The organism is Thalassospira sp. HF15 (assembly GCF_011806525.1).
Classification (GTDB): Bacteria; Pseudomonadota; Alphaproteobacteria; order Rhodospirillales; family Thalassospiraceae; genus Thalassospira.
In genome coordinates, this window is record NZ_JAAVKI010000002.1 from 337099 (window position 1) to 360974 (window position 23876).

Annotated in this window: 27 protein-coding genes; 19 read left to right on the plus strand and 8 right to left on the minus strand. The window is 55.5% G+C overall.

Translation table 11 applies throughout. From position 1 onward, the window contains the following. Positions 1 to 133 precede the first annotated feature (133 nt). The 4 genes from HED22_RS05070 to HED22_RS05085 form a co-directional block, all read right to left on the minus strand. Entirely contained in the window at positions 134 to 589 is a 456-nt protein-coding gene (locus tag HED22_RS05070; RefSeq protein WP_008888834.1) for an Rrf2 family transcriptional regulator, read from the minus strand. Positions 590 to 683: 94 nt separating this feature from the next. Further along, positions 684 to 1148, minus strand: a complete 465-nt coding sequence (gene dut / locus HED22_RS05075; protein WP_167719794.1) for a dUTP diphosphatase — start codon at positions 1146 to 1148, stop codon at positions 684 to 686. Between the two features lie 86 nt (positions 1149 to 1234). Next, positions 1235 to 2461 carry a bifunctional phosphopantothenoylcysteine decarboxylase/phosphopantothenate--cysteine ligase CoaBC gene (coaBC, locus tag HED22_RS05080; protein WP_167719796.1) on the minus strand — a complete coding sequence of 409 codons (1227 nt, stop codon included), beginning with the start codon at positions 2459 to 2461 and terminating at the stop codon, positions 1235 to 1237. A gap of 191 nt (positions 2462 to 2652) precedes the next feature. Next, entirely contained in the window at positions 2653 to 3888 is a 1236-nt protein-coding gene (locus HED22_RS05085; RefSeq protein ID WP_167719798.1) for a polysaccharide deacetylase family protein, read from the minus strand. A 253-nt stretch (positions 3889 to 4141) separates the two neighbouring features. On the opposite strand from HED22_RS05085, the gene HED22_RS05090 reads away from it, so the two are divergent. Both HED22_RS05090 and HED22_RS05095 read left to right on the plus strand, forming a co-directional pair. Continuing rightward, entirely contained in the window at positions 4142 to 4723 is a 582-nt protein-coding gene (locus HED22_RS05090) for a malonic semialdehyde reductase (RefSeq protein WP_167719800.1), read from the plus strand. Between the two features lie 279 nt (positions 4724 to 5002). After that, complete coding sequence (locus tag HED22_RS05095; protein ID WP_167719803.1) at positions 5003 to 6412, plus strand: ATP-binding protein; 1410 nt, start codon at positions 5003 to 5005, stop codon at positions 6410 to 6412. A gap of 20 nt (positions 6413 to 6432) precedes the next feature. Here the strand turns inward: HED22_RS05095 and HED22_RS05100 are convergent, their stop codons facing one another. The 3 genes from HED22_RS05100 to hslV form a co-directional block, all read right to left on the minus strand. After that, positions 6433 to 6912, minus strand: a complete 480-nt coding sequence (locus HED22_RS05100; protein ID WP_167719805.1) for a GNAT family N-acetyltransferase — start codon at positions 6910 to 6912, stop codon at positions 6433 to 6435. Between the two features lie 131 nt (positions 6913 to 7043). Further along, positions 7044 to 8354, minus strand: a complete 1311-nt coding sequence (gene hslU / locus HED22_RS05105) for an ATP-dependent protease ATPase subunit HslU (RefSeq protein WP_167719807.1) — start codon at positions 8352 to 8354, stop codon at positions 7044 to 7046. 60 nt (positions 8355 to 8414) lie between these two features. Beyond that, positions 8415 to 8975 carry an ATP-dependent protease subunit HslV gene (hslV, locus tag HED22_RS05110; protein ID WP_167719809.1) on the minus strand — a complete coding sequence of 187 codons (561 nt, stop codon included), beginning with the start codon at positions 8973 to 8975 and terminating at the stop codon, positions 8415 to 8417. A 227-nt stretch (positions 8976 to 9202) separates the two neighbouring features. Here hslV and ade point away from each other — a divergent pair, with 227 nt between their 5' ends. The 14 genes from ade (at position 9203) to HED22_RS05180 (ending at position 20907) form a co-directional block, all read left to right on the plus strand. Continuing rightward, positions 9203 to 10933: an adenine deaminase gene (ade, locus tag HED22_RS05115; protein WP_167719810.1), complete on the plus strand. Its 1731-nt coding sequence runs from the start codon at positions 9203 to 9205 to the stop codon at positions 10931 to 10933. A gap of 143 nt (positions 10934 to 11076) precedes the next feature. Next, entirely contained in the window at positions 11077 to 13212 is a 2136-nt protein-coding gene (locus tag HED22_RS05120) for an adenylate/guanylate cyclase domain-containing protein (protein WP_167719812.1), read from the plus strand. A gap of 157 nt (positions 13213 to 13369) precedes the next feature. Then, entirely contained in the window at positions 13370 to 13969 is a 600-nt protein-coding gene (gene hisB / locus HED22_RS05125; RefSeq protein ID WP_167719814.1) for an imidazoleglycerol-phosphate dehydratase HisB, read from the plus strand. A gap of 33 nt (positions 13970 to 14002) precedes the next feature. Next, the gene (locus HED22_RS05130) at positions 14003 to 14485 is read left to right on the plus strand and encodes a DUF2628 domain-containing protein (RefSeq protein WP_368484475.1); all 483 of its coding nucleotides are present in this window, start codon (positions 14003 to 14005) and stop codon (positions 14483 to 14485) included. Further along, a complete protein-coding gene (gene hisH / locus HED22_RS05135; protein ID WP_167719817.1) occupies positions 14482 to 15132 on the plus strand; it encodes an imidazole glycerol phosphate synthase subunit HisH in 651 nt (216 codons plus the stop codon). The genes HED22_RS05130 and hisH overlap by 4 nt, the downstream gene beginning before the upstream one ends. Next, positions 15129 to 15683 (plus strand): GNAT family N-acetyltransferase, encoded by a 555-nt coding sequence (locus HED22_RS05140; RefSeq protein WP_167719819.1) that lies wholly within the window; start codon positions 15129 to 15131, stop codon positions 15681 to 15683. Before hisH ends, HED22_RS05140 begins: the two co-directional genes overlap by 4 nt. Beyond that, the gene (gene hisA / locus HED22_RS05145) at positions 15680 to 16408 is read left to right on the plus strand and encodes a 1-(5-phosphoribosyl)-5-[(5-phosphoribosylamino)methylideneamino]imidazole-4-carboxamide isomerase (RefSeq protein ID WP_063086164.1); all 729 of its coding nucleotides are present in this window, start codon (positions 15680 to 15682) and stop codon (positions 16406 to 16408) included. The genes HED22_RS05140 and hisA overlap by 4 nt, the downstream gene beginning before the upstream one ends. A gap of 22 nt (positions 16409 to 16430) precedes the next feature. Continuing rightward, positions 16431 to 17192 carry an imidazole glycerol phosphate synthase subunit HisF gene (gene hisF / locus HED22_RS05150; protein WP_064787960.1) on the plus strand — a complete coding sequence of 254 codons (762 nt, stop codon included), beginning with the start codon at positions 16431 to 16433 and terminating at the stop codon, positions 17190 to 17192. A gap of 3 nt (positions 17193 to 17195) precedes the next feature. Further along, the gene (locus tag HED22_RS05155) at positions 17196 to 17534 is read left to right on the plus strand and encodes a phosphoribosyl-ATP diphosphatase (protein ID WP_167719821.1); all 339 of its coding nucleotides are present in this window, start codon (positions 17196 to 17198) and stop codon (positions 17532 to 17534) included. Between the two features lie 56 nt (positions 17535 to 17590). After that, positions 17591 to 17962, plus strand: coding sequence for a histidine triad nucleotide-binding protein (locus HED22_RS05160; protein ID WP_063086170.1), 372 nt, complete (start codon positions 17591 to 17593; stop codon positions 17960 to 17962). 81 nt (positions 17963 to 18043) lie between these two features. Then, on the plus strand, positions 18044 to 18529 hold the full coding sequence (locus HED22_RS05165) for a DUF6314 family protein (protein ID WP_167719823.1): 486 nt from the start codon (positions 18044 to 18046) through the stop codon (positions 18527 to 18529). 173 nt (positions 18530 to 18702) lie between these two features. Then, positions 18703 to 19131 carry a VOC family protein gene (locus HED22_RS05170; RefSeq protein WP_167719825.1) on the plus strand — a complete coding sequence of 143 codons (429 nt, stop codon included), beginning with the start codon at positions 18703 to 18705 and terminating at the stop codon, positions 19129 to 19131. 167 nt (positions 19132 to 19298) lie between these two features. Next, complete coding sequence (locus tag HED22_RS05175) at positions 19299 to 20246, plus strand: glyoxylate/hydroxypyruvate reductase A (protein ID WP_167719827.1); 948 nt, start codon at positions 19299 to 19301, stop codon at positions 20244 to 20246. A gap of 154 nt (positions 20247 to 20400) precedes the next feature. Further along, positions 20401 to 20907 carry an SRPBCC domain-containing protein gene (locus tag HED22_RS05180; protein WP_167719829.1) on the plus strand — a complete coding sequence of 169 codons (507 nt, stop codon included), beginning with the start codon at positions 20401 to 20403 and terminating at the stop codon, positions 20905 to 20907. Here the strand turns inward: HED22_RS05180 and HED22_RS05185 are convergent. After that, positions 20857 to 21810 (minus strand): LysR family transcriptional regulator, encoded by a 954-nt coding sequence (locus tag HED22_RS05185; protein ID WP_167719831.1) that lies wholly within the window; start codon positions 21808 to 21810, stop codon positions 20857 to 20859. The two genes, HED22_RS05180 and HED22_RS05185, sit on opposite strands and share 51 nt — an antisense overlap. A gap of 126 nt (positions 21811 to 21936) precedes the next feature. On the opposite strand from HED22_RS05185, the gene HED22_RS05190 reads away from it, so the two are divergent. From HED22_RS05190 to HED22_RS05200, 3 genes are all read left to right on the plus strand, one after another. Continuing rightward, positions 21937 to 22677, plus strand: a complete 741-nt coding sequence (locus HED22_RS05190; protein WP_167719833.1) for an SDR family oxidoreductase — start codon at positions 21937 to 21939, stop codon at positions 22675 to 22677. A gap of 253 nt (positions 22678 to 22930) precedes the next feature. After that, positions 22931 to 23428: a GNAT family N-acetyltransferase gene (locus tag HED22_RS05195; RefSeq protein ID WP_167719835.1), complete on the plus strand. Its 498-nt coding sequence runs from the start codon at positions 22931 to 22933 to the stop codon at positions 23426 to 23428. 109 nt (positions 23429 to 23537) lie between these two features. Then, positions 23538 to 23831 carry a phosphoribosylpyrophosphate synthetase gene (locus HED22_RS05200; protein ID WP_167719836.1) on the plus strand — a complete coding sequence of 98 codons (294 nt, stop codon included), beginning with the start codon at positions 23538 to 23540 and terminating at the stop codon, positions 23829 to 23831. Positions 23832 to 23876 lie beyond the last annotated feature (45 nt).

A 23876-nucleotide genomic window follows, 5' to 3' on the forward strand; every position in this document is an offset into this window, starting at 1 on the left:
CCGGGTCAAACGGATAGAAAGATTTTTTACATATTCTGTGCCGATCAACGTTCCATAAACTTGTAGTTTGTCCGTCAATAGCAGCAGTTTCTTGTGCAATGAAGATACACCAAACCGCTGCACCCCGATAAGATCAAATGATGAAATCCGGGGACTCTTCGATCCCGCTGCGCAGGCCTGCGTCACGCGCACGGTTGCACAGGTCTTCGACCGTGATTTTTTCAAGCTGCTTCATCATTTCGTCCTGCAATTCCCGCCAAAGGGGCCGCACGACTTCCTTGCCCAGTGGGGAACCTGCCGGATCCTCGATCGGGTCATCGGATGTTTCCATCGACCGGATGACCGACACAATATCGGCCAGGGTGATGCGACGACGTTCACGCGCCAGTCGATATCCACCGCGCGGACCGCGCACACCCACCAGAATGTCTGCACGCACCAACTGCTGCAACGTCTGTTCAAGATAGCGTTTCGGAATGCCCTGACGCGCGGTGATATCGCGGCTCTGAACCGGCTCGCCCGCCGCGTTATAGGCAATGTCCACGACCGCCTCGATCGCAAACAGCATTTTCTTAGAAAGCTTCAGCATCTTTTCACTCAACTCCCCTTGCGGTTCTGCCATCCCCCCAGACGACAAAACCAGACAACGTCAAACCGGATCGGCCAGCACGCTTTGCCCAAGCCTATCGGGCCGGGCTGGCTGTTCCGGTCGAACCGAAACCGCCCGCACCGCGCACCGTTTCATCCAAATCCGCTACGGCATTCCAAGTCACCTGCGTCACTGGTGCGACGACCAGCTGGGCAATGCGCATGCCGCGTTCAATTTCAAAACTTACGTCACCGTGATTGATCAGGATGACTTTGATCTCGCCGCGATAATCGGCATCAATCGTGCCCGGGCTGTTAAGCACCGTGACCCCGTTCTTGGCTGCAAGGCCCGAGCGCGGGCGGACCTGTGCTTCAAAACCTGCGGGCAGGGCAATGGCAATGCCGGTCTCGACCATGGCACGTTTGCCCGGCTCCAGAACCAGTTTCCCGTCAATCGCCGCCTGCAAGTCGACTGCGGCCGACTGTGCCGTGGCATATTCCGGCAGCGGCAAATCTGTCCCATGGGGAAGCTGTTTCAAATCAACGCTTAAAAGCGACATCGTCTATCCTTGTCTTTTCCCGGCAGGATCATCTGCCGGTCTTGTCTTTCTGTTTGCCATCCGGGCCAAGGTCAAAGCCAAACCCGTCAGGAAAAATGTTTGATGATCCGTGCACTTAACGCGCGGGCAACCCCGGTTTTGCTTTGGTGTTCCCAACGCTCATCGGTGGTTTCATCATCGCCTGAAATCAGGCAAATCTCGTTTTCGTCGCCTCCAAAGGTACCGGTTGAAGGCGCCACATCATTGGCGAGTATCCAGTCGCATCCCTTGCGCGCCCGCTTGGCCCGCGCATGGTCGATGACATTTTCAGTCTCTGCCGCAAAACCGATGACAAGACCCGGTCGCGTTGGTCCAGCCTTGCTGATGGTTGCCAGAATGTCGGGATTTTCCGAAAGCTTCAGGTCCGGGATCACCCCCGACCCATCTTTCTTGAGCTTCTGACCGGCTTCATCGGCTGTGCGCCAATCAGCCACTGCAGCGGCACAAACCGCAATATCGGCAGGAAGGGCTGCCTGCACAGCACCCAGCATTTCACGCGCGGTTTCAATCCGCACCACCTTGACCCCCGCAGGGTCGGGCAAGCTCACCGGCCCGCTCACCAGCGTCACATCGGCACCAGCCGCGGCCAGGGCCTCGGCGATTGCGTGGCCCTGTTTGCCAGAGGATCGGTTGGCGATATAGCGTACCGGATCAATCGGCTCATATGTCGGGCCGCTGGTGACCACCGCCTTTTTACCGGCAAGCGGCTTGGGCGCGTCCTGCTGCCTAAGGAAATCCACGACACTTGCAATGATTTCGGCCGGTTCGGCCAACCGACCGGATCCAAATTCGCCACAGGCAAGGTCGCCTGAAGACGGCCCAACGCGCAACACACCGCGGCTTTCAAGGGTTGTGATATTGGCCTGGGTTGCCGGGTGGTTCCACATTTCGACATTCATCGCTGGCGCAATCATCACCGGCTTGTCGGTGGCGAGTAAGGCCGTGGTCGCCAGATCACCGGCCTGTCCGGTGGCCATTTTGGCCAGAATATCGGCACTTGCCGGTGCGACGAGCACAAGATCAGCCTCGCGCGACAGGCGAATATGGCCCATTTCGGCTTCATCGGTCAGGGAAAACAGATCCTGATAGACCTTGTTTTCCGTCAGTGCGGCAACCGAAAGCGGTGTCACAAACTCAGCCCCACCCTTGGTCAGGATGGCACGGATATTGATCCCGTGATCGCGCAACCGACGGATCACCTCCAACACCTTATAGGCGGCAATGCCGCCCGAGATGATCAGAAGGACACTTTTTCGATTTAAGTCACCCGGCACTGTGATTACCAATTAATTACGGTTAAGAAGTGTGGTTAACCTACATTGTCCCCCAATCCGGCGCAAGAACCCAATGAAGGCGGCATCAATCTTTGAAAAACGCCATGCCCGAAATTCGGACATGGCGTTGATTCTATGTGGATTTTAATAACAGGATTGAACTGGTCGGGTATCGGCAACCAAGCCCGTTTTTATGGGACGGTGTAGAGCATCCCGAACCAGTGCCAACGTGAATCCGACCCCAAGGCGGTGCAATTGATCCGCCAGCGCCCACTGGAAATCGGGGCGTCCAGCCGGATTTCAACCCGCTCGTCGCCAAGCCGTGTCATGGTCGGAGTCCCTTCGGACGGATAACAATTCATCGAAGGTGCCGGCTCTGCCAGGGTAAAGCCGAATGCTGGCGGATTACGGGTCAGGGTATAGTCAGCCGGTGTAATGTCACTGACCACAAGTGGCAGGGAATTGGCCGCCAGATCAAAGCGATCCATGGCACCATAATGCTCGTTGAGCGCAAAGCGCGGCAGATACATGAAATCCGATGCGGTATGCATCGCACCGCTTTGCTGGCCAAAGGCCGCGCGATACCCGGCTTCCTTGACCGCCGTGATCACCTCTGCATTGGCTTCACCGTAAGGATAGGCAAAGATGTCAGGCACATAACCGAGTTCTTCCTTGAAACGCGCGGCTGAATTGGCAAGCTCTGCCTTGACGCGATCAATATCAAAATCCGGCAGATGGGCGTGGTTTTGGCTATGCCCGCCAATCGTCACATCAGCCTCAGACAATTCACGTACCATGTCCCAGGTCATGTAATTGGCATAACCCGAATCAAGCTGTTCGGTGGAGACAAATACCGTAAACGGCAGGTTGTGTTCGCGGAAAACCGGCCAGGCTTTCTCGTAGACAGAGCGATAAGCGTCATCAATCGTGATGCCAATCGTGCGATCTGGCAGCCCTTTATTCTCTGACAGGGCGCTAACGATCTGGGGCACACCTATCACGGTGTAAGAGCCGCTGGTCAGTTCTTTAACATGGGCAGTGAACTGTTCCATCGTGATGTTGGTCGAAGGATATTCCCCCTCGCCAAACCGATGATACATAAAGACCACGGCCGAGGTCGCATCCCCATCAGGCGCCACCACTTCTGCGTCTGTGATTTGCGGAGCTACGGTTGTTGACGCTTCGGTTGCTGTCGCCTCGGCTTCATCCGTTGCCGCAGGGGCGGCTGGCGTTTCCTGAACCACGTCCTCAGTTGCCGGGGCTTCTGCAGTGGCTTCTTGCGAAGCTGTCTGGGCAAAGCCCGCTGTCGCGACAACAGTAAGTCCAACCGCGAAAGAGACGCCGATAAGTAGGCCTTGCAAGGTGCCTGACGCTCTTGCGGGCATCAATGCAGAAAACGTGCTTTGCCCTTTGGTCTCAAGTGCCATGTTCATTTCCAGTATCTTGCGATCCACCCACGCCGGGGCGCAACGCGTTTGCGCCCTCGGGTCACCCCCCGGTAGAGAACCCCTGTCCTGTCCAACGCACTGCGCTTTACGGGATCATTTTGACTTCGAAAATACCAGTGAACCGATTGTTTTTCCACAGTTCATATGCGGGACGTGCCGATAGTGCATCGCATCATAAGTCTTCGCTCCCTATATTAGGTCATTTGACAACCACCTTAGTTAAAGAGGCCCAATGCTTGATTCAGACGGACTTGACCTTCTTTTCCGCAACGGCCGTAGCCATAATGTCTGGCAGGACAAACCGGTTGATCCGGCCCTGCTCAGACAGGCGTGGGACCTGACAGTACTGGCCCCGACAAGTGCCAATTGCGAACCAATGCGCGTCACCTTCGTCACCACCGATGATGCCCGTGAACGCCTGAAACCTTGCCTGGCTCCGGGCAATGTCGAAAAGACCATGACGGCCCCGGTGACCGCGATCATCGCCCATGACATGGAATTTTATGAAAAATTGCCCCATCTGTTCCCGCATACCGATGCCCGGTCATGGTTTGCCGGCAAGGAAGAAGCCATCAAAACCACTGCCTTTCGCAACGGCACCCTGCAGGCAGGCTATTTCATCCTCGCCCTTCGTGCGCTTGGCCTTGATAGCGGTGCCATGTCAGGCTTCGACAATGCCAGGGTTGATGCCGAATTCTTTGCCAACACACCTTATAAAAGCAACTTCCTGCTCAATATCGGTTACGGCGATGGCAGCAAGCTTTTCGAACGGCAGCCACGTCTGAGCTTTGATGAGGGTGCTGAAATCATCTGATCAGAACAGCAATTGCACCAAAATGATCTCGACCGGCGGGCCTTTGAAACACTGGCCCGCCGCGTGTCGGAGTCCGATCCGTTCCCCGGATGGCACTTCTGACTGACTTGGCCAGGCGGCTGGTTTGGCATGTTTCCGACAGATATTTTCAATCGGTTCAACACCTAGAAAACTGTCATCAAACTTTTATTTGATCTTTACTGGCCCATAACCATTTTAGGTCCACTTTTGATCGCATGCGTGATAAACGGCCCCATGCATTTTAAACAGGAGCGTTAATTGGGTTTCCGCCAATTGATACTTACGGCTTCGGCCCTTGCCTTTCCGGTCAGCATTGTCTTCATCGTCCTTGCGTCGATGGGACAGCTTGGCGTGGGCACGGCGATCCTGTCGGCACTCCTGTCCTTTGCTGGCGTTGCAGCGATGTTGCGCATCTACTTTGGCGATTTGCGCCGGGTGGCCCGTTACGCCACCGATCTGCGCGACCGCTATAAAGGCACCCCGCCGCAACATATTTCCTTTGCCGCCGCGTCCGAGCTTTCCTCGCTCTATACCCAGATTGCTGCGGCCTTCCGGGATCGTATTGCCCTTCTCGAAGCGCAAACCAGCACGGATGCCGAAATCCTTGATCACCTGCCAAATCCGGTTGTGATGGTCAATCGGCACCGGGTTGTGACCGGGTTTAACCGTGCGGCCAAGGGCCTGTTTCACAATCTTGAAACCGGGCGTGACCTGACCCGGTTCATACGTGACCCGATCCTGCTTGATGCGTTTGATGACGTCGCCAACGAACGCCAGACCATGAAGCATGCGGAATTCGTGCTGGCATCCGATGCGCACCGTCATTTTGACGTGCTGACCGCACGCCTGCCGGCCGCCACCGGGGATCGGAACTATGTCCTGACATTTTCTGATCTGACGGAGCTTCGCAAACTCGAACAAATGCGCGCAGATTTCGCAACCGATGCCGGGCACGAGCTCCGCACACCGCTTTCGGTGCTGCTCGGCTTTATCGAAACGCTTGAAGGCCCGGCCAAGGACGATCCCGACGCGCTTAATCAGTTCCTGCCGGTGATGCGCGATCAGGCCCAGCGCATGCAGCATCTGATCGAAGATCTGTTGTCACTTGCGCGGATCGAGCTGAATGAACACACCCCGCCGTCCGAAGATTGCAATGTCGGCAAGATCATTGGCAAGGTCGCCGAAAGCCTTGCGATGAAGGCAAAGGACAAAGGCATGAACATCCGTGTCACCAGCACGCTGGACGACACGGAAATGGTTGGCGAGGAAAAGGAACTGACCCAGGTCTTTGTCAATCTGGTCGAAAACGCGATCAAATACGGTCATGCCAATACCGATGTCGAAGTCTCGATCAGTCTGGCCCAAAACCCGCCGGGTGCACTGGCCCGTTTCCGCCATGACCGCATCATGGCCGTTGCCATCCGCGATCATTCTGACGGCATCGCACGCGAACATTTGCCGCGCCTGACCGAACGTTTCTATCGTGTTGATACCGCACGATCGCGCGCGGTTGGTGGCACCGGCCTTGGCCTTGCCATCGTCAAACACCTTGTCCAACGACACCGCGGCACGATGCAGATCGAAAGTGAACAGGGCACTGGCTCGGTCTTCACGGTCTATCTTCCCGCCAAGACCGGCGGCAATGTCCGGAAGCTACATACGGCCTAGCGTAAAGCAGCCATAGCGGATCAAAGCGCCTTACAAAACAGGGTTTTGAACCCTTCGGCGGCTGTCAGCGAAGGTTGACGATCAATTTCTTCGAAACCGAGACGCAGATACATTCCCGCCGCTGATCCACTTTTGAGATAAATCGTTTTTATATCAAAACGTTTAGCTTCTTTGAGAATTCGATCAATCAAACTTTTTGCGACGCCTTGACCGCGATAGCGGTACAAGGTGTAAACCGCTGCAATCCAAGGCGTCTTGTCGGGCCAGTCTGTTCCATCCTGCGGCCACAAGCTTGCCATGCCGATTGGCAAACCCGTCTCCTGGTTGATTGCCAACAGAGTCAACGGCAGATCGTCCTTCTGACAGCATTGCGCAAAGTAGCCCCTGACTCTTTCGAGACTACTATCAGGCTTTTGCACGCCCCAACGCCCATATGCCCATGCAGCACAGGCATCAACGCAGTCAGGTCTGTCTGCCAGATAAACAATGTCGTAGGACACGACAACTCCCCCAATCGATACAGTACAAAGACCTGATCATAGACCAAGTTACGACTGCTCAGAGTAAAAGTAAAAAAGGCCAGCACATGAATGCTGGCCTTTTTTCTGTATGGTCTGATCGAACGTTTCGATTACAGAATAAACTTCGAAAGATCGGTATCCTTGGCCAGGTCTTCGACCTGCTCGCGGACGTAATTGGCATCGACCTTGAATGTTTCGCCGCCGCGGTCGGTGGCGGTGAAGCTGATGTCATCCAGCAGCTTCTCCAGCACCGTATGCAGGCGACGCGCCCCGATATTTTCGACCGTTTCGTTTACATTGGCCGAAATGCGGGCAATCTCATCGACCGCATCATCGGTGAAGTCGAGTGTGACGTCCTCGGTCTGCATCAGGGCGATATACTGCTTGATCAGGGATGCTTCCGGTTCCATCAGGATGCGACGGAAGTCACCCTCGGTCAGCGCCTTCAGCTCAACGCGGATCGGCAGACGACCCTGCAATTCCGGCAGAAGGTCGGATGGCTTGGCCAGGTGGAACGCACCTGAGCAGATAAACAGGATATGGTCGGTTTTGACCGTGCCATGCTTGGTCGAGACGTTGGTTCCTTCGATCAGCGGCAAAAGATCACGCTGAACACCTTCGCGTGACACATCACCACCGCGTTCCTGGCGCGCGGTGATCTTGTCGATCTCGTCAAGGAACACGATGCCGTTCTGTTCGACATTTTCAATCGCCTCGGCGGTGACCTTGTCATTATCAAGCAACTTGTCGCCTTCTTCATCGATCAGGCGCTCAAAGGCTTCCTCGACGGTCATGCGCTTGGGTTTGGTGTTATTGCCAAACGCTTTGCCGAACATGTCGTTCAGGTTCATCATGCCCATCTGTGCACCGGGCATGCCCGGAATATCGATGGTCGGCATCGACGCCGTGCTGCTTTCCTGAACGTTGATTTCGATTTCTTTTTGCTGAAGCTCGCCCTCGCGCAGCATCTTGCGGAACTTCTGGCGGGTTTCCGACGACGCATTTTCGCCGACCAGACCATCAAGAATGCGTTCCTCGGCCTGCATTTCGGCCTTGGCACGGACTTTCTTGCGCATGCTTTCGCGGGTCAGATCAATCGAGACTTCCACCAGATCACGCACGATCTGTTCGACATCGCGCCCGACATAACCAACTTCGGTGAATTTGGTCGCTTCGATCTTGATGAAGGGTGCCTCGGCCAGTTTGGCAAGGCGGCGCGCGATTTCGGTTTTACCGACGCCGGTCGGGCCGATCATCAGAATGTTTTTCGGAAGCACTTCATTGCGCATGGTTTCGTCAAGCTGCTGACGGCGCCAACGGTTGCGCAGCGCAATGGCGACCGCGCGCTTGGCATCCTTCTGACCGATGATGTGACGGTCCAGTTCGGAAACAATTTCGCGCGGGCTGTAATGTTGGGTCATGATTTATTCCGTATCTTTTTGCGACGAATGCAGCGGCAAGGCCCAGTTCTGGCGCCTTGCTTATTTGGCATCCTCGATATCAATCTTTTCCAAAAGAACATTGCCGTTGGTATAGACACAAATCTCACCGGCAATTTCCATGGCCTTGCGGGCGATTTCCTCGGCGGAAAGATCCTGATCAAGCAGGGCGCGCGCCGCAGCAAGCGCATAGTTACCCCCCGATCCAATGGCAATAATGCCATCGTCGGGTTCAAGAACATCGCCCTGGCCGGTCAGAACCAGCGACACATCCTTATCCGCCACTGCCATCATGGCTTCAAGCTTGCGCAGGTAACGGTCCGTCCGCCAGTCCTTGGCCAGTTCGACGCAGGCGCGCATGGTCTGGCCCGGATGACGGTCAAGCTTGGCTTCAAGCCGTTCCAGAAGGGTGAAGGCATCCGCGGTTGCCCCGGCAAAGCCCACCATGATCTCGCCCTTCTGGCCGATCCGGCGTACCTTGCGTGCATTGCCCTTGATCACGGTCGGCCCCAACGAGACCTGACCATCACCGGCCACCACGACTTCATTGCCCTTGCGCACCGACAGGATCGTCGTGCCATGCCAGCTTTGTTGTTCGCTCATGAATAATCCTTGAATCTTCTCGATTGCTTCGACCAAGAGTTAGCACGGCAGACGCCCCGGTCAAGGGCGGAAGCCACCCGGACCCGCCCGCATGACCTTCATCACAGCCAAAACACAGTTTCAACGCCGAGATACTCAAAAAATTCAAGGCATCCCCGCCCCACATGCTTTACCCTTGGGGCAGAAAAGAATTTCAAGAACAATCCGCGCCAAAAGGACCAGAACCGATGAGCAGCAACGATCTTTCCAACACCCATCTTGGCAAATGCATCCTTGCCGGTCAGGGCAAAATCAAGGCGGATCTGGTCCTGAAAAATATCGGGCTTCTGGACGTGATCACCGGCAAGATCACCCAAACCGATATCGCAATCGTCGGCGACCGGATTGTTGGCACCCACGACAGCTATGCGGGCGAGACCGAGATTGATTGCACCGACAAGTTCGCTGTCCCCGGCTTTATCGATACCCATCTGCATATTGAAAGCTCGCTCGTCACCCCGCTGGAATTTGATCGCTGCGTGTTGCCGCACGGGGTGACCACGGTGCTGTGCGACCCGCATGAAATCGCCAATGTGCTGGGGGCCGAGGGCATCAAATACTTCCTTGATTGCGCCGAGCAGACCGTCATGGATGTGCGGGTGAACCTTTCATCCTGCGTACCGGCCACCGCCTTTGAAACCGCCGGCGCGCGGCTTGAAATCGAGGACCTGTTGCCGTTTCGAAGCCACGAAAAGGTCGTCGGTCTGGCCGAAATGATGAACTATCCCGGCGTGCTCAACCTTGATCCGGGCATCATGGCCAAGCTTGAAGCCTTTCAGGATGGTCATATTGATGGCCATGCGCCGCTGGTGCGCGGATCGGACCTTAATGGCTATATGGCCGCAGGCATCCGTACCGATCACGAAGCCACCTCGGCCGAGGAAGCGCGCGAAAAACTTGCCAAGGGCATGGCGATCCTGATCCGCGAAGGATCGGTATCCAAGGACCTTGAGGCCTTGGCAGAAATCCTCGATGAAAACAGCTCAAGCTTCGTTGCCCTGTGCACCGATGACCGCAACCCGCTTGATATCGGCGAAGAAGGTCATCTTGATAGTCTTGTTTCGCGATTAATTGGTCATTTGAAGGCACGTAATTGCCCAATCCATCATGCCTATCGCGCTGCATCGCATTCGGCAGCCCGCATTTTTGGCCTGCGTGATCGTGGTTTGATCGGGCCCGGTTGGCGGGCGGATATCGCCATTCTTGATGATCTTGACGCCTGCAATGTCACCGACGTGGTTGCTGCTGGTCGCCTTGTCACCAAGGATCTGTTTGCCGCCCGCAAAGAAATTGCCCCGGTCGGCCTGACTTCGATGAAAGCAACACCGGTTGGTGCCGAAGCCTTTGCCTGCGATCCCAAACCGGGTCAGAACCAGACCCCGGTGATCAAGGTCAAGCCGGGTCTTATCCTGACCTTCCGCGATGAAGCGACGTTAGAAATTGGTGATAACGGTCTCAAACCCGATCTGGATAATGACGTGATCAAGGTCGCCGTGGTCGAACGCCATGGCATCAATGGCAATATCGGGCGCAGCTTTGTGCGCGGCTTTGGCCTGAAGCGCGGGGCAATTGCCTCCTCTGTCGGGCATGACAGCCACAATATCACGGTGGTCGGTGCAAGCGATGCCGACATGGCCGCTGCGGTCAATCGCCTGATTGAAATGGGTGGTGGCTTTGCGGTTGCCGATGGCGGCAAAGTGACTGCTGAGCTGGCCTTGCCAGTCGCGGGGCTTATGAGCCTTGAACCCTTTGAAACCGTCGAGGAACACCTGATTGATCTGCGCAAGGCAGCCAAGGATCTCGGATGCGTTTTGCCAGAACCGTTCCTTCAGGTTGCCTTCTTGGCCCTGCCGGTGATCCCGCATCTGAAAATGACCGATCGTGGCCTGTTTGACGTCGATAAGTTCGATTTTGTTTAGAACAACTCCAAGTAACCATTGCGATTTTTTTTCACCTGACTACTCAACGTAATGTTGTTTTTCATCCATCGCGACTTAATCTAAAGGTATGATTATATGAACAGGTGGCACTCCGTCGCCTGGCATGATGGACATTCTATCAGGTGAAAATCAGGCTTCAGATTGGCGTTACCGCTGCGTTTACGACGATTGCGGTTGTGATGCTGGGTGTGACGGTCGCCTTTCTCTATGAAAGCAATCGTAACCTTGCGCTGCAAACCGCCCGTGCCGAGATGGAAAATGCCCGGCAGAAAACTGTTGATGGCCTGATCAACGTCATCGTGCCCGTTGGGCAGGTGGTGACCACCACAGCCGATATGATCAATGCCTTCCCCGATGCGATATCCGAGCCCACCGGTGGATCGGTCATGGCAAGCCAGATCAAGGGTCTGTCACAGATTTATGGCCTGTTTTTCGGGTTCGAGGAGGATGGCCGGTTCTTTCAGGTCGTTCAGATCCCCGATGGTCTTCAAACCTTTGGCCCCAATAACAGTCCCATCCCCGAACAAAGCCGGATCATCTATCGCACAATTGATTACGCAATATCGGGCAGCAGGCTTGATACCTACCTTTATCAATCGGACTGGGGCACCTTTACCGGCATCGAATATACCGAGGTCACCTATGACCCCAGGACCCGCACCTGGTACGAGGGCGCAAAGCAAAAAGACGACGTTTTCGTAAGCCCGTTTTATATCTTCAACAGCACCAACAAACCCGGCATGACCTTTGCCAAGCGGGTCATGAACCCGGATGGCAGCCTGATGGGCGTTGTCGGTGTCGATCTGACATTGGAAAGTATCACACAGATCCTCGGCGATATTCGCATCGGCGAGGAAGGCCGTGTCTTCATGCTCGATGGGGAACAACGCGTTCTGGCCTATAGTGGTCCCAATGGCAGCAACGACACCGAGACGCTTTTCAAGATCGGCAACCGCGAGATCACGGACCCGATTGTCAGTCGCGCCATTGCACGTTGGCGCAACAACCCCGACACCTTCATTGAATTTGTTGATGAAACGGATGGTAAAAAATACCTCGCCTCCGCCGCGGCAATCCCGGAAACCTATGGTTTGGCCCCGGTTCTGGGTCTTATTGTGCCCGAGGATGAATTCGTCGGCGACATCAAGGCAACAACCCGCAATGTGTTGCAGATCGCATCAGGGATCCTTGTCTTTACCATCATACTGATCGCCATCATTTCCCGGATGCTGAGCCGCCAGATCAATGCCGTCGCCGAAGAAGCCGAAAAGATCGGTCAGTTTGATCTGGGCGGCGATTTCGATATGAAATCCCATATCTACGAGGTTGATGCCCTGTCCAAAGCCGTGGCGAACATGAAGCTCAGCCTCAAAAGCTTTGGCGCCTATGTTCCGGCAGATGTGGTGAAATCAATCATGTCGGACGGCAAGCCGGTGGAAATCGGCGGCGAATCGCGTGAATTGTCGATCATGTTTACCGACATCGAAGGCTTTACTGCGAAAACCGAAAACTATTCGCCAACCGATCTGGCGCATGAGCTTTCGAACTATTTGGCCGCCATGGAACACCAGATCACGATCAACGGCAACGGCACCATCGACAAGTATATCGGTGATGCGATCATGGCTTTCTGGAATGCGCCGACCAATGATCCCGACCATGTCGATCATTCGTGCAAGGCAGCCCTTGCCTGTCGCTTGGCTGGCCGCCGACTAAACTCGATTTCCAAGGATTCCCGGCTGTTTCCGCTTTATACCCGATTTGGCCTGCACACCGATCGGGTGGTTGTCGGCAATGTCGGATCCGAACATCGCCTGCAATATACTGCCCTTGGCGAGGCGGTTAATCTGGCCTCACGGATCGAGGGACTGAACAAAATTTATGGCACGCGCATCCTCGTTACTGAGGCCACCGCAAAACGCGCATCGGATAACTTCCTGCTGAGATATGTCGACCGTGTCGTCCCGGTCGGAACAAGTTCGCCCATCAATATCTTCGAACTGATCGGGGATCGCGACGATACGACAAACGCCCTCGTCAATATCGCCGAACAGGAAGCCGAGGTTGCGGCATGGGATGCCTGCATGGACCTTTATCACGACCAGAAATGGGCCGAAGCACATGATGCCTTCACAGCCCATCTTGGCGCCGCAACCACCCCGAAGCTGGTTGAAATCTATATCAAAAGATGCCGGGAATTTGTCGATCATCCGCCCGAAAAAAACTGGGATGAAGTCAATCATCTGACCCGGAAATAACCCCAGGATCACCGTATAGCCCGATTGGTGGCCGGATCAGGGTTGCAAAACCACTGTTTGCGGCCATTGCGTAGCCACCTAGAACTGGCTTTTGTCTGACTTTATTGCTACATACGGTCCGTCATATGCATCAATATCTGCAGGAAAGGAGCTTTGCATGCGCAAGGCCCGCGTTGAGCGTAACACAAACGAAACCCAGATCATGGTCGAAGTGAACCTTGACGGGACCGGCGTTTATGACGTCGAGACCGGGGTAGGCTTCCTTGATCACATGCTCGAACAGCTTTCGCGTCACAGCCTGATGGACCTTAAAGTCCGGGCCAAGGGCGACCTGCATATTGATTTCCACCACACCACCGAAGATAGCGGCATTGCAATCGGCGAAGCCTTTGCCAAGGCGCTTGGCGACAAAAAGGGCATCACGCGCTATGGCAGCTGCCTGTTGCCGATGGACGAGGCATTGACCCGTGTCGCGCTTGATATTTCAAGCCGTCCCTATCTGATCTGGAATGTCGCATTCACCCGCGACAAGCTGGGCGATATGGATACCGAGCTGTTCCGCGAATGGTTCCAGGGCTTTGCCCAGGCAGCCGGCATCACGCTGCATGTCGAGAACCTTTATGGTGAGAACAATCACCATATCATCGAAAGTGCCTTCAAGGCGCTTGCACGGTCGCTGCGCGTAGCCATCGAAATTGATCCGCGCAAGTCCGATGCCATTCCGTCGACCAAGGGAACCCTTGGCGGATCCTTGTAAGCAGATCAGTTCGATCTGATCGAAAAGTTACCGGTGGCATTGATTGCCACCGGTTCAAAGAACCGGTTTTCGATGAAGGTTTACACAGTCCATACCCATCCCGGCGATGCCGACCCGATGGAAAACGCCATCCTGATCCGCGAAGGCTTCAATTTCTGGGCCTTTCTGCTGTCGGGCCTTTGGGCGTTGTATCATCGCTTGTGGCTGGGCTTTATCGGCCTCATGGTGATTTCAATGCTTTGTACCTTCGCGGTCGAACTGTTTGACGGCGGTCCGGAAATGGACTTTGCGCTTGCCCTTTTGACCGGCATCGGCTTTGGCCTGATCGCCAATGATCTCAGGCGTCGCAAACTGGCCGCAAAGGGCTGGCAGATGGTTGATATCGTCGCGGGTCATGATGAAACCGACGCCGAACATCGCTGTTTTGAACGTTTCAAGAATTCACGGCGGCAGCCCCCACAATCAGTGCCCGCCGTTACCTCCACCCCCTCAACCGGGAGCCCATCCTACCCATGAGTGTTGCGATTATTGATTACGGTTCCGGCAATCTGCGCTCTGCCGCCAAGGCGTTTGAGCGTGCTGCACGCGAAACCGGCTTTTCTGACGACATCATTGTCACCGATGACCCGGAAAAGGTCCGCAACGCCAGCCATATCGTGCTTCCGGGCGTTGGCGCCTATGCCGATTGCCGGGCGGGCCTTGATGCCGTCACCGGCATGGTTGATGTGTTGACCGAACAAGTGATCAAGGGCGGCAAGCCGTTCTTTGGCATCTGTGTTGGCATGCAGTTGATGTCGACAGTGGGCCGCGAATTTGCTGTCACCGACGGTCTGGACTGGATTTCCGGCGAAGTTGTCGCGATCAAGCCCAGCGACCCAACCCTTAAAATCCCGCATATGGGCTGGAACGAACTGGTTCTTGATCCGGCAGGCAAGGCGCACCCGGTGCTGAAAGGTATTTCGGATGGCGATCACGCCTATTTCGTGCACAGCTATCACATGCATGTCACCAATCCTGATCAGCGATTGGCAACGGTTTCCTATGGCGGGGATATCACGGCCATGATCGGGCGTGACAACATGATCGGCACCCAGTTCCACCCGGAAAAAAGCCAGAAAACCGGGCTGACCATCATTGGAAACTTTCTGGGGTGGAAGCCATGATCGCACCATCCGATACCATTGAACCGGGCGTAATCGCCGAACGCGTGACTGAACTTTCAGCTGGCGACCTGTCCGATATCGTCGATGCCTGTACTCAGGCGATTGTCGAAGGCGGCGGTTTTGGCTGGCTGACCCCGCCGGACCGTCCGGATATGGAAAAATACTGGCGCGGTGTGTTGCTGATGCCGGGGCGTCATTTGTTTGTTTCGCGCGTTGATGGCACCATTTCGGGTGCCGCACAGTTGATCGAAACACCGGCCAACCTCGAAGCGCAGCGCCACTCCGCCCAGATTTCCGGTCATTTTGTCTCCCCGTGGGCGCGCGGGCGCGGCAATGGCAAGGCGATTGTGCGTTCGATCGAATATTTCGCCCGTGAAGCGGGCTATAGCGTTTTGAAACTCGACCTTCGCGAAACCCAGGAAGCCGCCATCGCACTGTATAACGGGCTTGGCTATGTCCGTTGGGGCATCAATCCCTATTACGCGATGGTCGATGGCAAGATGGTCGAAGGCTATTACTACACCAAGAAAATACAGGACACCGATCAGTGAACCTTTATCCCGCAATTGACCTGAAAGACGGTGCATGTGTGCGCCTGCTGCGCGGCGACATGGACAAGGCAACCGTGTTTAACGACGATCCGGGCGCACAGGCTGGCGAATTTGTCGCCGCTGGCTGCCATTGGGTTCATATCGTTGATCTTAACGGCGCCTTTGCCGGTGAACCGGTCAATGGTGCGGCGGTGGACTCAATCCTGGCCGCCGTATCGGGCAAGGCCCAAACCCAGCTGGGTGGCGGCATCCGCACCATGGAAACGGTTGATTACTGGCTCAATAAAGGCATCACGCGCGTGATCCTGGGGACGGTGGCGCTGCGCAATCCCGATTTCGTCAAGGAAGCCTGTGCCAAATGGCCGGGCCGGGTTGCGGTCGGCATTGATGCCCGTGATGGCTATGTTGCGGTTGAAGGCTGGGCGGAAACATCCGAAGTCACCGCGCTTGAACTGGCCAAGAAATTCGAAGATTGCGGTGTGGCGGCGATCATCTTTACCGATATCGACCGTGATGGCGCGATGGGTGGGCCAAATATTGAGTCTACCGTGGCGCTTGCATCGGAAATCTCGACGCCTGTGATTGTCTCGGGCGGGGTTTCGTCGCTTGATGATCTGATCGCGGTCAAGAAACATACCGATGCTGGCATTGATGGCGCGATTTCCGGTCGTGCCCTTTATGATGGCCGCATTGATCTGGCAGAGGCCATCGCGGCCCTTTCGTAACCGACCCAACAGGAAACAGACCATGCTGAAAACCCGTGTCATTCCCTGTCTTGACGTCAAGGACGGCCGCGTCGTCAAAGGGGTCAATTTCGTTGATCTGATCGATGCCGGCGACCCGGTCGAACAGGCCCGCATTTACGATGCCGAGGGCGCGGATGAGCTCTGCTTCCTTGATATCACGGCATCAAGCGATAACCGCGATACCATCTTTGATGTGGTCGCCCGCACGGCCGAGGCCTGTTTTATGCCGGTCACCGTCGGCGGGGGCGTGCGTACCCTTGAAGATATCCGAAAGCTGCTGCTGGCAGGGGCCGACAAGGTTTCGATCAACACTGCTGCGGTGAAAAATCCCGATTTCGTGCGTGAAGCGGCGCGCAAGTTCGGATCGCAATGCATTGTGGTCTCGATTGACGCCAAATCAACCGGCCCGGACACCTTTGAAATCTTTACCCATGGCGGGCGTGAACCGACCGGGATTGATGCCGTTGCATTTGCGAAACAAATGGTTGAATACGGTGCTGGCGAACTTCTTGTCACCTCGATGGACCGTGATGGCACCCAGTCTGGCTTTAACATTCCGCTGACCAAAACCATTGCCGATGCCGTGCATGTGCCGGTTATTGCGTCCGGCGGGGTGGGGACGCTGGACCATATGGTCGAAGGCGTGCGCGACGCGCATGCATCGGCAGTTCTGGCCGCCTCGATCTTCCATTTCGGCACCTATCGCATTCGCGAGGTCAAAGACCACATGAAAGCCGCCGGTATCCCGGTCAGAGAGGACTGAAAAATGGCTGACACCGATAAAGGCCAACACATCCTTGATGCGCTTTACGCAACCGTGGCTGCGCGCAAGGGTGCGGACCCGGAAACCAGCTATACCGCCAAGCTGTTTGCCAAGGGCACGCCCAAAATCGCCCAGAAAGTCGGCGAAGAGGCCGTTGAAACCGTGATTGCCGCCCTTGCCGAAACCCCGGAAAAGGTCGCATCTGAAAGTGCAGATTTGCTTTATCACCTGACCGTGCTTTGGGCCGATCAGGGGGTGAAGCCAGAAGATGTCTGGAAGATCCTGGCGGAGCGTCAGGGCATTTCAGGTATTGCCGAAAAGGCATCGCGCAGCAAAGATTAAGGCATAAAGCCTCAACTATCCGGGCAATGTCCCGACAAGGTATCAGGAGCATCACCATGGCCGTTCAGCCCTACGATCCGGAAAACATCTTTGCCAAAATCCTGCGCGGCGAAATCCCGTGCACCAAGGTCTATGAAGATGACCATGTGCTGGCGTTTAACGATATTGCGCCACAGGCCCCGACCCATGTGCTGGTGATCCCCAAAGGGGCCTACACCAGCTATGACGACTTTGCGCTTAATGCCTCGGACGCCGAAATCGTCGCCTATACCCGCGCAATCGGCAAAATCTCCAAGGAAGCTGGCGTGGTTGAAGACGGCTATCGCCTGATCGCCAATACCCGCGAACACGGTCGCCAGGACGTCCCGCACCTGCATGTGCATATCCTTGGCGGTGAGAAACTCCCGCGGATGCTGCCCGGCGCCTAAGCAAGACCAAACCCGATAAAAAGGCAGGGACAGCGATACGCGCCCTGCCTTTTGTGTTTCAAAGCGGACCTGAAAGCACAAATGACAGCCAGTATCCCCAATGCATCCGAGATTTTCCGGGCCCTTGCGGGCAACTGGACGCTCGCGCGCGATCTGGGTGAGGCCGGGCAGTTTACCGGTGACGTGACGTTTCATGCTGCCGATCCGGAACAACCCAACATGCTGCGCTATCGCGAGGAGGGATTTTTGACCCGTCCGGATGGCAAACGGTTTGATGGTTATCGGGAATATGATTTTGTCCTGCACGAGGACTTAGGCGCGATCGAGCTTCTGTTCCGCGATCCACTCAGTTTCGGCAATCGCTATGTGCTGCTGCAATTTGGCGAAGAGACCGAGCAGGGTGAGGCTGGGGAATCAGGTCTCTGTGCCCGCGACATTCATCCCTGTGGTGAGGACTTTTATCACCACTGCATGATCTGGAACGGGCCCGATCATTTCGAAACAAAAATAAAAGTCACCGGTCCGAAGAAAGATCACCTGCTGCACAGCATCTATCGCCGCGCCTGACAGGCCGAATTGTAGAAAATAAATTCATCTTTTCAATGTTTTGCAGAACTATCCTGACAATACAGATTAACCATGGTGCGCTCTAAACTTGGAACTTCTGATTTTACCCGCCACATTCTGACGTATTAAAGTGGTTCCAACACAACATCGTTAGATAATCTTGGAGATCGATCATGTCTTCGCCATCCCTGCCCCCGTTCCATTTAGCCTTCCCGATCAAATCGATTGCGGATACCCGCGCGTTCTATATCGATATCCTCGGCTGTGACGAAGGTCGCTCGACCGAGGCCTGGATTGATTTTGATTTCTTTGGTCATCAGCTGTCCGCCCATGTCCGCCCGGAAGCTGGCCAGAACAAAGGAGCCGGAGATGTCGATGGCGATGCGGTGCCGATCCCGCATTTCGGGGCGGTTCTTGAATGGGAAAAATGGCACGCACTGGCCGACAAGCTGAAAGAAGCCAATGTCAAATTCCTCCTCGAACCCAAGATCCGCTTTAAGGGCGAACCGGGCGAGCAGGGCACCTTCTTTGTCGAAGACCCGGCGGGAAATGGTCTTGAATTCAAGACCTTCCGCGATCCGGCGATGATCTTTGCCCACTGACCTTTGCATTGGTAACGGCCAACCGGCCTTGTGAAACCGGGCCGGTCCATGACAGACTGTAACCAAAGCGCCAATTGACGCGCCGGAACGCTTTGCGCTCTGGCGCGTTTGATATGTGCAGAACCTTTTTTCGCCCCAAATTTCGACCTTTTGATCAGGAGACCCCGATGTCGACCGCCAACGCCCCGCTCAATATTCTGATTTCCGCCGCCGGTGATGATGAAAAGTGGAAAAGCGTGATGGTTGACCGTCTGCCGGATGCCAATATCGTCACCGAGGACGATAATTACGATCCTGAAACGATTGACTATGCCCTGTTCTGGAAACAGCCACAGGGCCTGATCAAAACCCTTCCGAACCTCAAGGCCATCTTCTCGCTCGGCGCCGGGGTGGATCATGTGGTTTCCTCGCCCAGCCTGCCCGAAAGCCTTCCGGTCATTCGCCTTGAGGATGCCGGCATGGCCGATCAGATGGTGCAGTACCATCTTTATGCGGCGCTTCATTTCATGCGTGATTTTGATGTCTATAGCGCCCAACAGGCCAAGGCCGACTGGACCCAGCATGATGTTGCACGCATTTCGCGATGCCGCGTCGGGGTCATGGGGCTTGGCGCGCTGGGCTCGGCGGTTGCCACGTCGCTTTCCAATCTGGGTTTCTCTGTCTCGGGGTGGAGCCGCTCGATGAAGGCGATTGAGGGCATTTCGACCTATGCCGGCAAGGAAACGCTGGGCGAATTCCTGGGTCAGTCCGATATCCTGATCTGCCTTCTGCCGCGCACATCGGAAACCGAAAATGTGCTTAACAGCAGCACGCTGTCCTTCCTGCCCAAGGGGGCTGCGATCATCAATGCCGCCCGAGGTGCGATGATCAACGAGGCCGATTTACTACGCGCGATTGATACCGGCCATCTGCGTGGCGCGTTTTTGGATGTTGCGGCAACCGAACCGCTGCCCGAAAGCCACCCGTTCTGGGACCACGCCAAAATCCGCATCACCCCGCATATTGCGGCCGCCACCCGGTTTGAAGAATCGGTCGATCAGATCGCCGAAAACCTGGATCGTCTGGCACGCGGTGAAACCCCGCGCGGTCTGGTCAATCGCGAGATCGGTTACTAAGCCAGCCGGACCACCAGGACACGCATTTTTATAGAACCCGATCCGGCACAATTTCCCCGCCGGGTCGGGTTTTGCTTGTCCGCCTGCGGGCTTTCTGCAAAAGAAGGACAGTCGCCGGAAATATCGGCGCCCTTGCTGTTGGACAGGATTTTCGATGTCAGCCAAAACCTTTGTTGCGCTTCGTGTTGAATGCGATGCCACCACCGCCTTTGACCAGTTCACAGGCGAGATTGATCAGTGGTGGAAACAGGGGCCGCGCAACCGCCTGATCGGCAATCGACCGGGCATCATGGAATTTGGCGAAAGCGATGGCGTGCGCTATTTGCAGGAAGTCGACAAACGCCGCCCGGATTTCATCGTGCGTGCCGGTAAGGTAACCAAATGGGAACCCGCCAAACGCCTTGCTTTTGAATGGCAGTGGCCGATGGCGGATCCAAAAGAACCGGCAACGCTTGTCGACATCCGCTTTGCCGCCCAGGGCGATTACACCCGCATCACGCTTGAGCATCTTGGCCTTGAAAAACTGTCCATGGGCCATCCGGGTCGCAATGGCCTCAATGACAACCGATTCAAGCCGATGATGACCCATTACTGGCAGGCGCATCTGGTATCATTTCGAAATCGCATCAAAATCATCAGCAAGGAGTCCGGCACGGCCTGATCCAGCAAAATCAATCCCGGCAATCAACGCCGAAAGCCAGTCGACAAATACCCGCACCCGGGCTGAAAGCTGCCGGTTTTGCGGATAGAGAACTGAAACCGGCATCGGATCCGGCGGACAATCGGGCAGGATTTCGATCAGTTTTCCGGATTTCAAATCTTCGGCAACGCGATAGCGCGGAACCTGAACAATACCGAGCCCCGCCGAGGCACAGGCGGCATAGCTGTCCGCTCCGGTCACTGAAATGCTTGCGGGCAACATCACCTCGACAAGTTTGCCATCAACCTTGAAATCAAGCGGGATCGGCTTGTCATCCGCACCCGACAAAAAACAAACCATCCGATGCCCCTGACTTTTAAGCTCATCAAGGGTTTCGGGCATACCGGTGCGGGCGATGTAATCCGGGCTGGCCACCGTGGCCTCATGCAAAAGCGCAAGCCTTCGCCCAATCATCGATGAACTGGCCAGATCGCCACTGCGCAACACGCAATCAAACCCTTCATGCACCAGATCGACAAACCGGTCACCATCGGCCAGCACCAGTTCGATCCCCGGATAGCGACCCTGAAATTCCGGGAGTGCCGGGATGATAAAGGTCCGCGCCAGCGTCCCTTGCAAATTAACCCTGAGCAACCCCTTGGGATCGGCATTGGTAAAGCTGCCATCGGCTTCTTCGAGATCGGCCAGAATCCGAACGCAGCGTTGATAATATGCGTCCCCGTCACGGGTTGGATTAACCGTGCGCGTCGTACGTTCCAGCAACCGGGTCCCCAACCGGTCTTCAAGCCGCTGGATGGAATTGGTCATGGTTGCGCGCGGGATCAAAAGATCACTCGCCGCCTTGGTAAAGCTTTTGCGCTCCACCACGCGCACGAAATTGCGCATTTCCTCAAACCGGTCCATTGCGGTCCTTATTGTTGTTCATTTTCGAATAATGATGTCGAATATAGCCTAATTATCCAAAAAGTCATCTTGGGCATATTGGGCCTATCGCAAATGAGGCCCCTTCAAAAACCAAGGAGACTTTTGATGTCTGCCAATGAAAACAGAACTGCCATCATCACCGGTGCCGCGCGCGGGATTGGTGTTGCACTGGCCAAACGTCTGGCGGCTGATGGCTTTGCCGTTGTGATCAATTATGCCAACTCTGCCAAGGCCGCCGAAGAACTGGCCGAAAGCCTTAAATCACAGGGGCACAAGGCATTGGCCATCAAGGCCGATATCGCGCGCCCGGATGCCGTCACCGCCCTGTTTGACAAGACCATTGCCGAATTCGGCGGTGTTGATGTCATCGTCAACAATGCCGGTGTCATGACCACCACCCCGATTGCCGAGATGGATGACGCCACCTATGACGCGATGATGGACATCAATGTGCGCGGCACATTCAACATGCTGCGCGAAGGCGCCAAACATCTGCGCGATCATGGCCGGGTGATCAATTTCTCCACCACCGCCCTGCATCTCAAACTGCCGGGTTATGCGGTCTATAACGCCACCAAGGCCGCGGTCGAGGCGATGACAGGCGTCTATGCCAAGGAACTGCGCGGTCGTCAGATCACGGTTAATGCCGTCGCCCCCGGTCCGGTCGCGACCGAACTCTTCCTGAATGGCAAAACCGACGAACAAGTTGCCCAGTTTGCCAAAATGCCGCCGCTTGAACGACTTGGCGAACCAGATGATATCTCCGGTGTGGTGTCCTTCCTGGCTGGCACGGATTCCGGTTGGGTGGATGGTCAGACCATCCGGGCCAATGGCGGTCTCGCTTAAGCCATACACCACTGACCCCCTCTGATTGCAGGAAACCTGGTTCAGGACCGGCATTATTCCCCCATCCCCGTGCCGGTTTTGGTCCATGCTTCCTGCCAACCCAGCAATGATGTCGCCTGACAAACACACAGGCGGCATCATTGCCATTTGGCGGGGACCCCATGCACCAAAGGTGAACAATCCCAGACCTTTGGCGACTTGTGAATTCATCTGGCTTTGCCCATGATGTCTCGTCATCAGGAAAGGGATACCAATGTCAAACAGCACCGAACCGGCGGACATCACATTCCGCTATGCCACCCGCGATGACCTGCCTGCCATCGTTGCCCTTCTGGCCGATGATGAAAAAGGCAAAACCCGCGAGGAATTCACTGATCCGCTTCCGGATGCCTATTACGCCGCGTTTGATGCCATGGAATCCCAGTCCACCGATGCCCTGCCCAACAAGTACCTGCTGGCGATCCAAGGAACGGAAATTGTCGGCTGTTTGCAGCTGACCCTGATTGCCGGACTGTCGCGGCGCGGCCAGCTTCGGGCCCAGATCGAAGGGGTTCGGGTAGCAGGCACAGCACGCGGCCAGAAAATCGGCGAGAAGCTGATCCATCAATCCATTTCGATATCAAAATCACTTGGCGCAGCGCTTGTGCAGTTTACCACCGACAAGACCCGCAAGGATGCCCACCGTTTCTATGAACGGCTTGGTTTTGTGGCCAGCCACGAAGGCATGAAGATGTCGCTTGATCCGAAATAGGACATCGCTTTCCGCCAGATTGCGCACGCGCAAATACGCCGGGCAGATTTCATGATAGGGTCTGATGAACGCTTGCCTAATGGCAGCATCCACCGAACGGAGGACCATCATGAACTTGATCGAATTACAGGATATGGCCCGTGAACGCGGCTTTTCGCATGTGTTCAGCGCATCGGAAAGCCATGTGACATGCGATGGCAAACAGGCGACATATCACCCCGATGACCTCACCATTATTGATTGCCGTTCTGTTGATGTCGGAACCGATCCGGGCGATGACGCCACCCTTTACATGATCGAAGCCAGTGATGGCACGCGCGGCATGCTGATTGTGCCCAACAGCTTTGATACCGACCCGAACAAGGCCGACCTGATTGATCACCTGCGCCGCAAACAGGGTTGATTTCGGAACAAGCAGCCAAGGCTTGCGTTTTATTCCTACGAGACA

Bases quoted from the DNA above. Each gene is read 5' to 3' on its own strand.
- HED22_RS05195 (WP_167719835.1), top strand. From the start codon at position 22,931: ATGTCAAACAGCACCGAACCGGCGGACATCACATTCCGCTATGCCACC.
- HED22_RS05185 (WP_167719831.1), bottom strand. From the start codon at position 21,810: ATGGACCGGTTTGAGGAAATGCGCAATTTCGTGCGCGTGGTGGAGCGC.
- ade (WP_167719810.1), top strand. From the start codon at position 9,203: ATGAGCAGCAACGATCTTTCCAACACCCATCTTGGCAAATGCATCCTT.
- HED22_RS05165 (WP_167719823.1), top strand. From the start codon at position 18,044: ATGACAGCCAGTATCCCCAATGCATCCGAGATTTTCCGGGCCCTTGCG.
- HED22_RS05085 (WP_167719798.1), bottom strand. From the start codon at position 3,888: ATGGCACTTGAGACCAAAGGGCAAAGCACGTTTTCTGCATTGATGCCC.
- hslV (WP_167719809.1), bottom strand. From the start codon at position 8,975: ATGAGCGAACAACAAAGCTGGCATGGCACGACGATCCTGTCGGTGCGC.
- HED22_RS05170 (WP_167719825.1), top strand. From the start codon at position 18,703: ATGTCTTCGCCATCCCTGCCCCCGTTCCATTTAGCCTTCCCGATCAAA.
- hisH (WP_167719817.1), top strand. From the start codon at position 14,482: ATGAGTGTTGCGATTATTGATTACGGTTCCGGCAATCTGCGCTCTGCC.
- dut (WP_167719794.1), bottom strand. From the start codon at position 1,148: ATGTCGCTTTTAAGCGTTGATTTGAAACAGCTTCCCCATGGGACAGAT.
- HED22_RS05200 (WP_167719836.1), top strand. From the start codon at position 23,538: ATGAACTTGATCGAATTACAGGATATGGCCCGTGAACGCGGCTTTTCG.
- hisB (WP_167719814.1), top strand. From the start codon at position 13,370: ATGCGCAAGGCCCGCGTTGAGCGTAACACAAACGAAACCCAGATCATG.
- HED22_RS05180 (WP_167719829.1), top strand. From the start codon at position 20,401: ATGTCAGCCAAAACCTTTGTTGCGCTTCGTGTTGAATGCGATGCCACC.
- HED22_RS05190 (WP_167719833.1), top strand. From the start codon at position 21,937: ATGTCTGCCAATGAAAACAGAACTGCCATCATCACCGGTGCCGCGCGC.
- HED22_RS05155 (WP_167719821.1), top strand. From the start codon at position 17,196: ATGGCTGACACCGATAAAGGCCAACACATCCTTGATGCGCTTTACGCA.
- HED22_RS05175 (WP_167719827.1), top strand. From the start codon at position 19,299: ATGTCGACCGCCAACGCCCCGCTCAATATTCTGATTTCCGCCGCCGGT.
- HED22_RS05140 (WP_167719819.1), top strand. From the start codon at position 15,129: ATGATCGCACCATCCGATACCATTGAACCGGGCGTAATCGCCGAACGC.
- HED22_RS05160 (WP_063086170.1), top strand. From the start codon at position 17,591: ATGGCCGTTCAGCCCTACGATCCGGAAAACATCTTTGCCAAAATCCTG.
- HED22_RS05070 (WP_008888834.1), bottom strand. From the start codon at position 589: ATGCTGAAGCTTTCTAAGAAAATGCTGTTTGCGATCGAGGCGGTCGTG.
- hslU (WP_167719807.1), bottom strand. From the start codon at position 8,354: ATGACCCAACATTACAGCCCGCGCGAAATTGTTTCCGAACTGGACCGT.
- HED22_RS05090 (WP_167719800.1), top strand. From the start codon at position 4,142: ATGCTTGATTCAGACGGACTTGACCTTCTTTTCCGCAACGGCCGTAGC.
- hisF (WP_064787960.1), top strand. From the start codon at position 16,431: ATGCTGAAAACCCGTGTCATTCCCTGTCTTGACGTCAAGGACGGCCGC.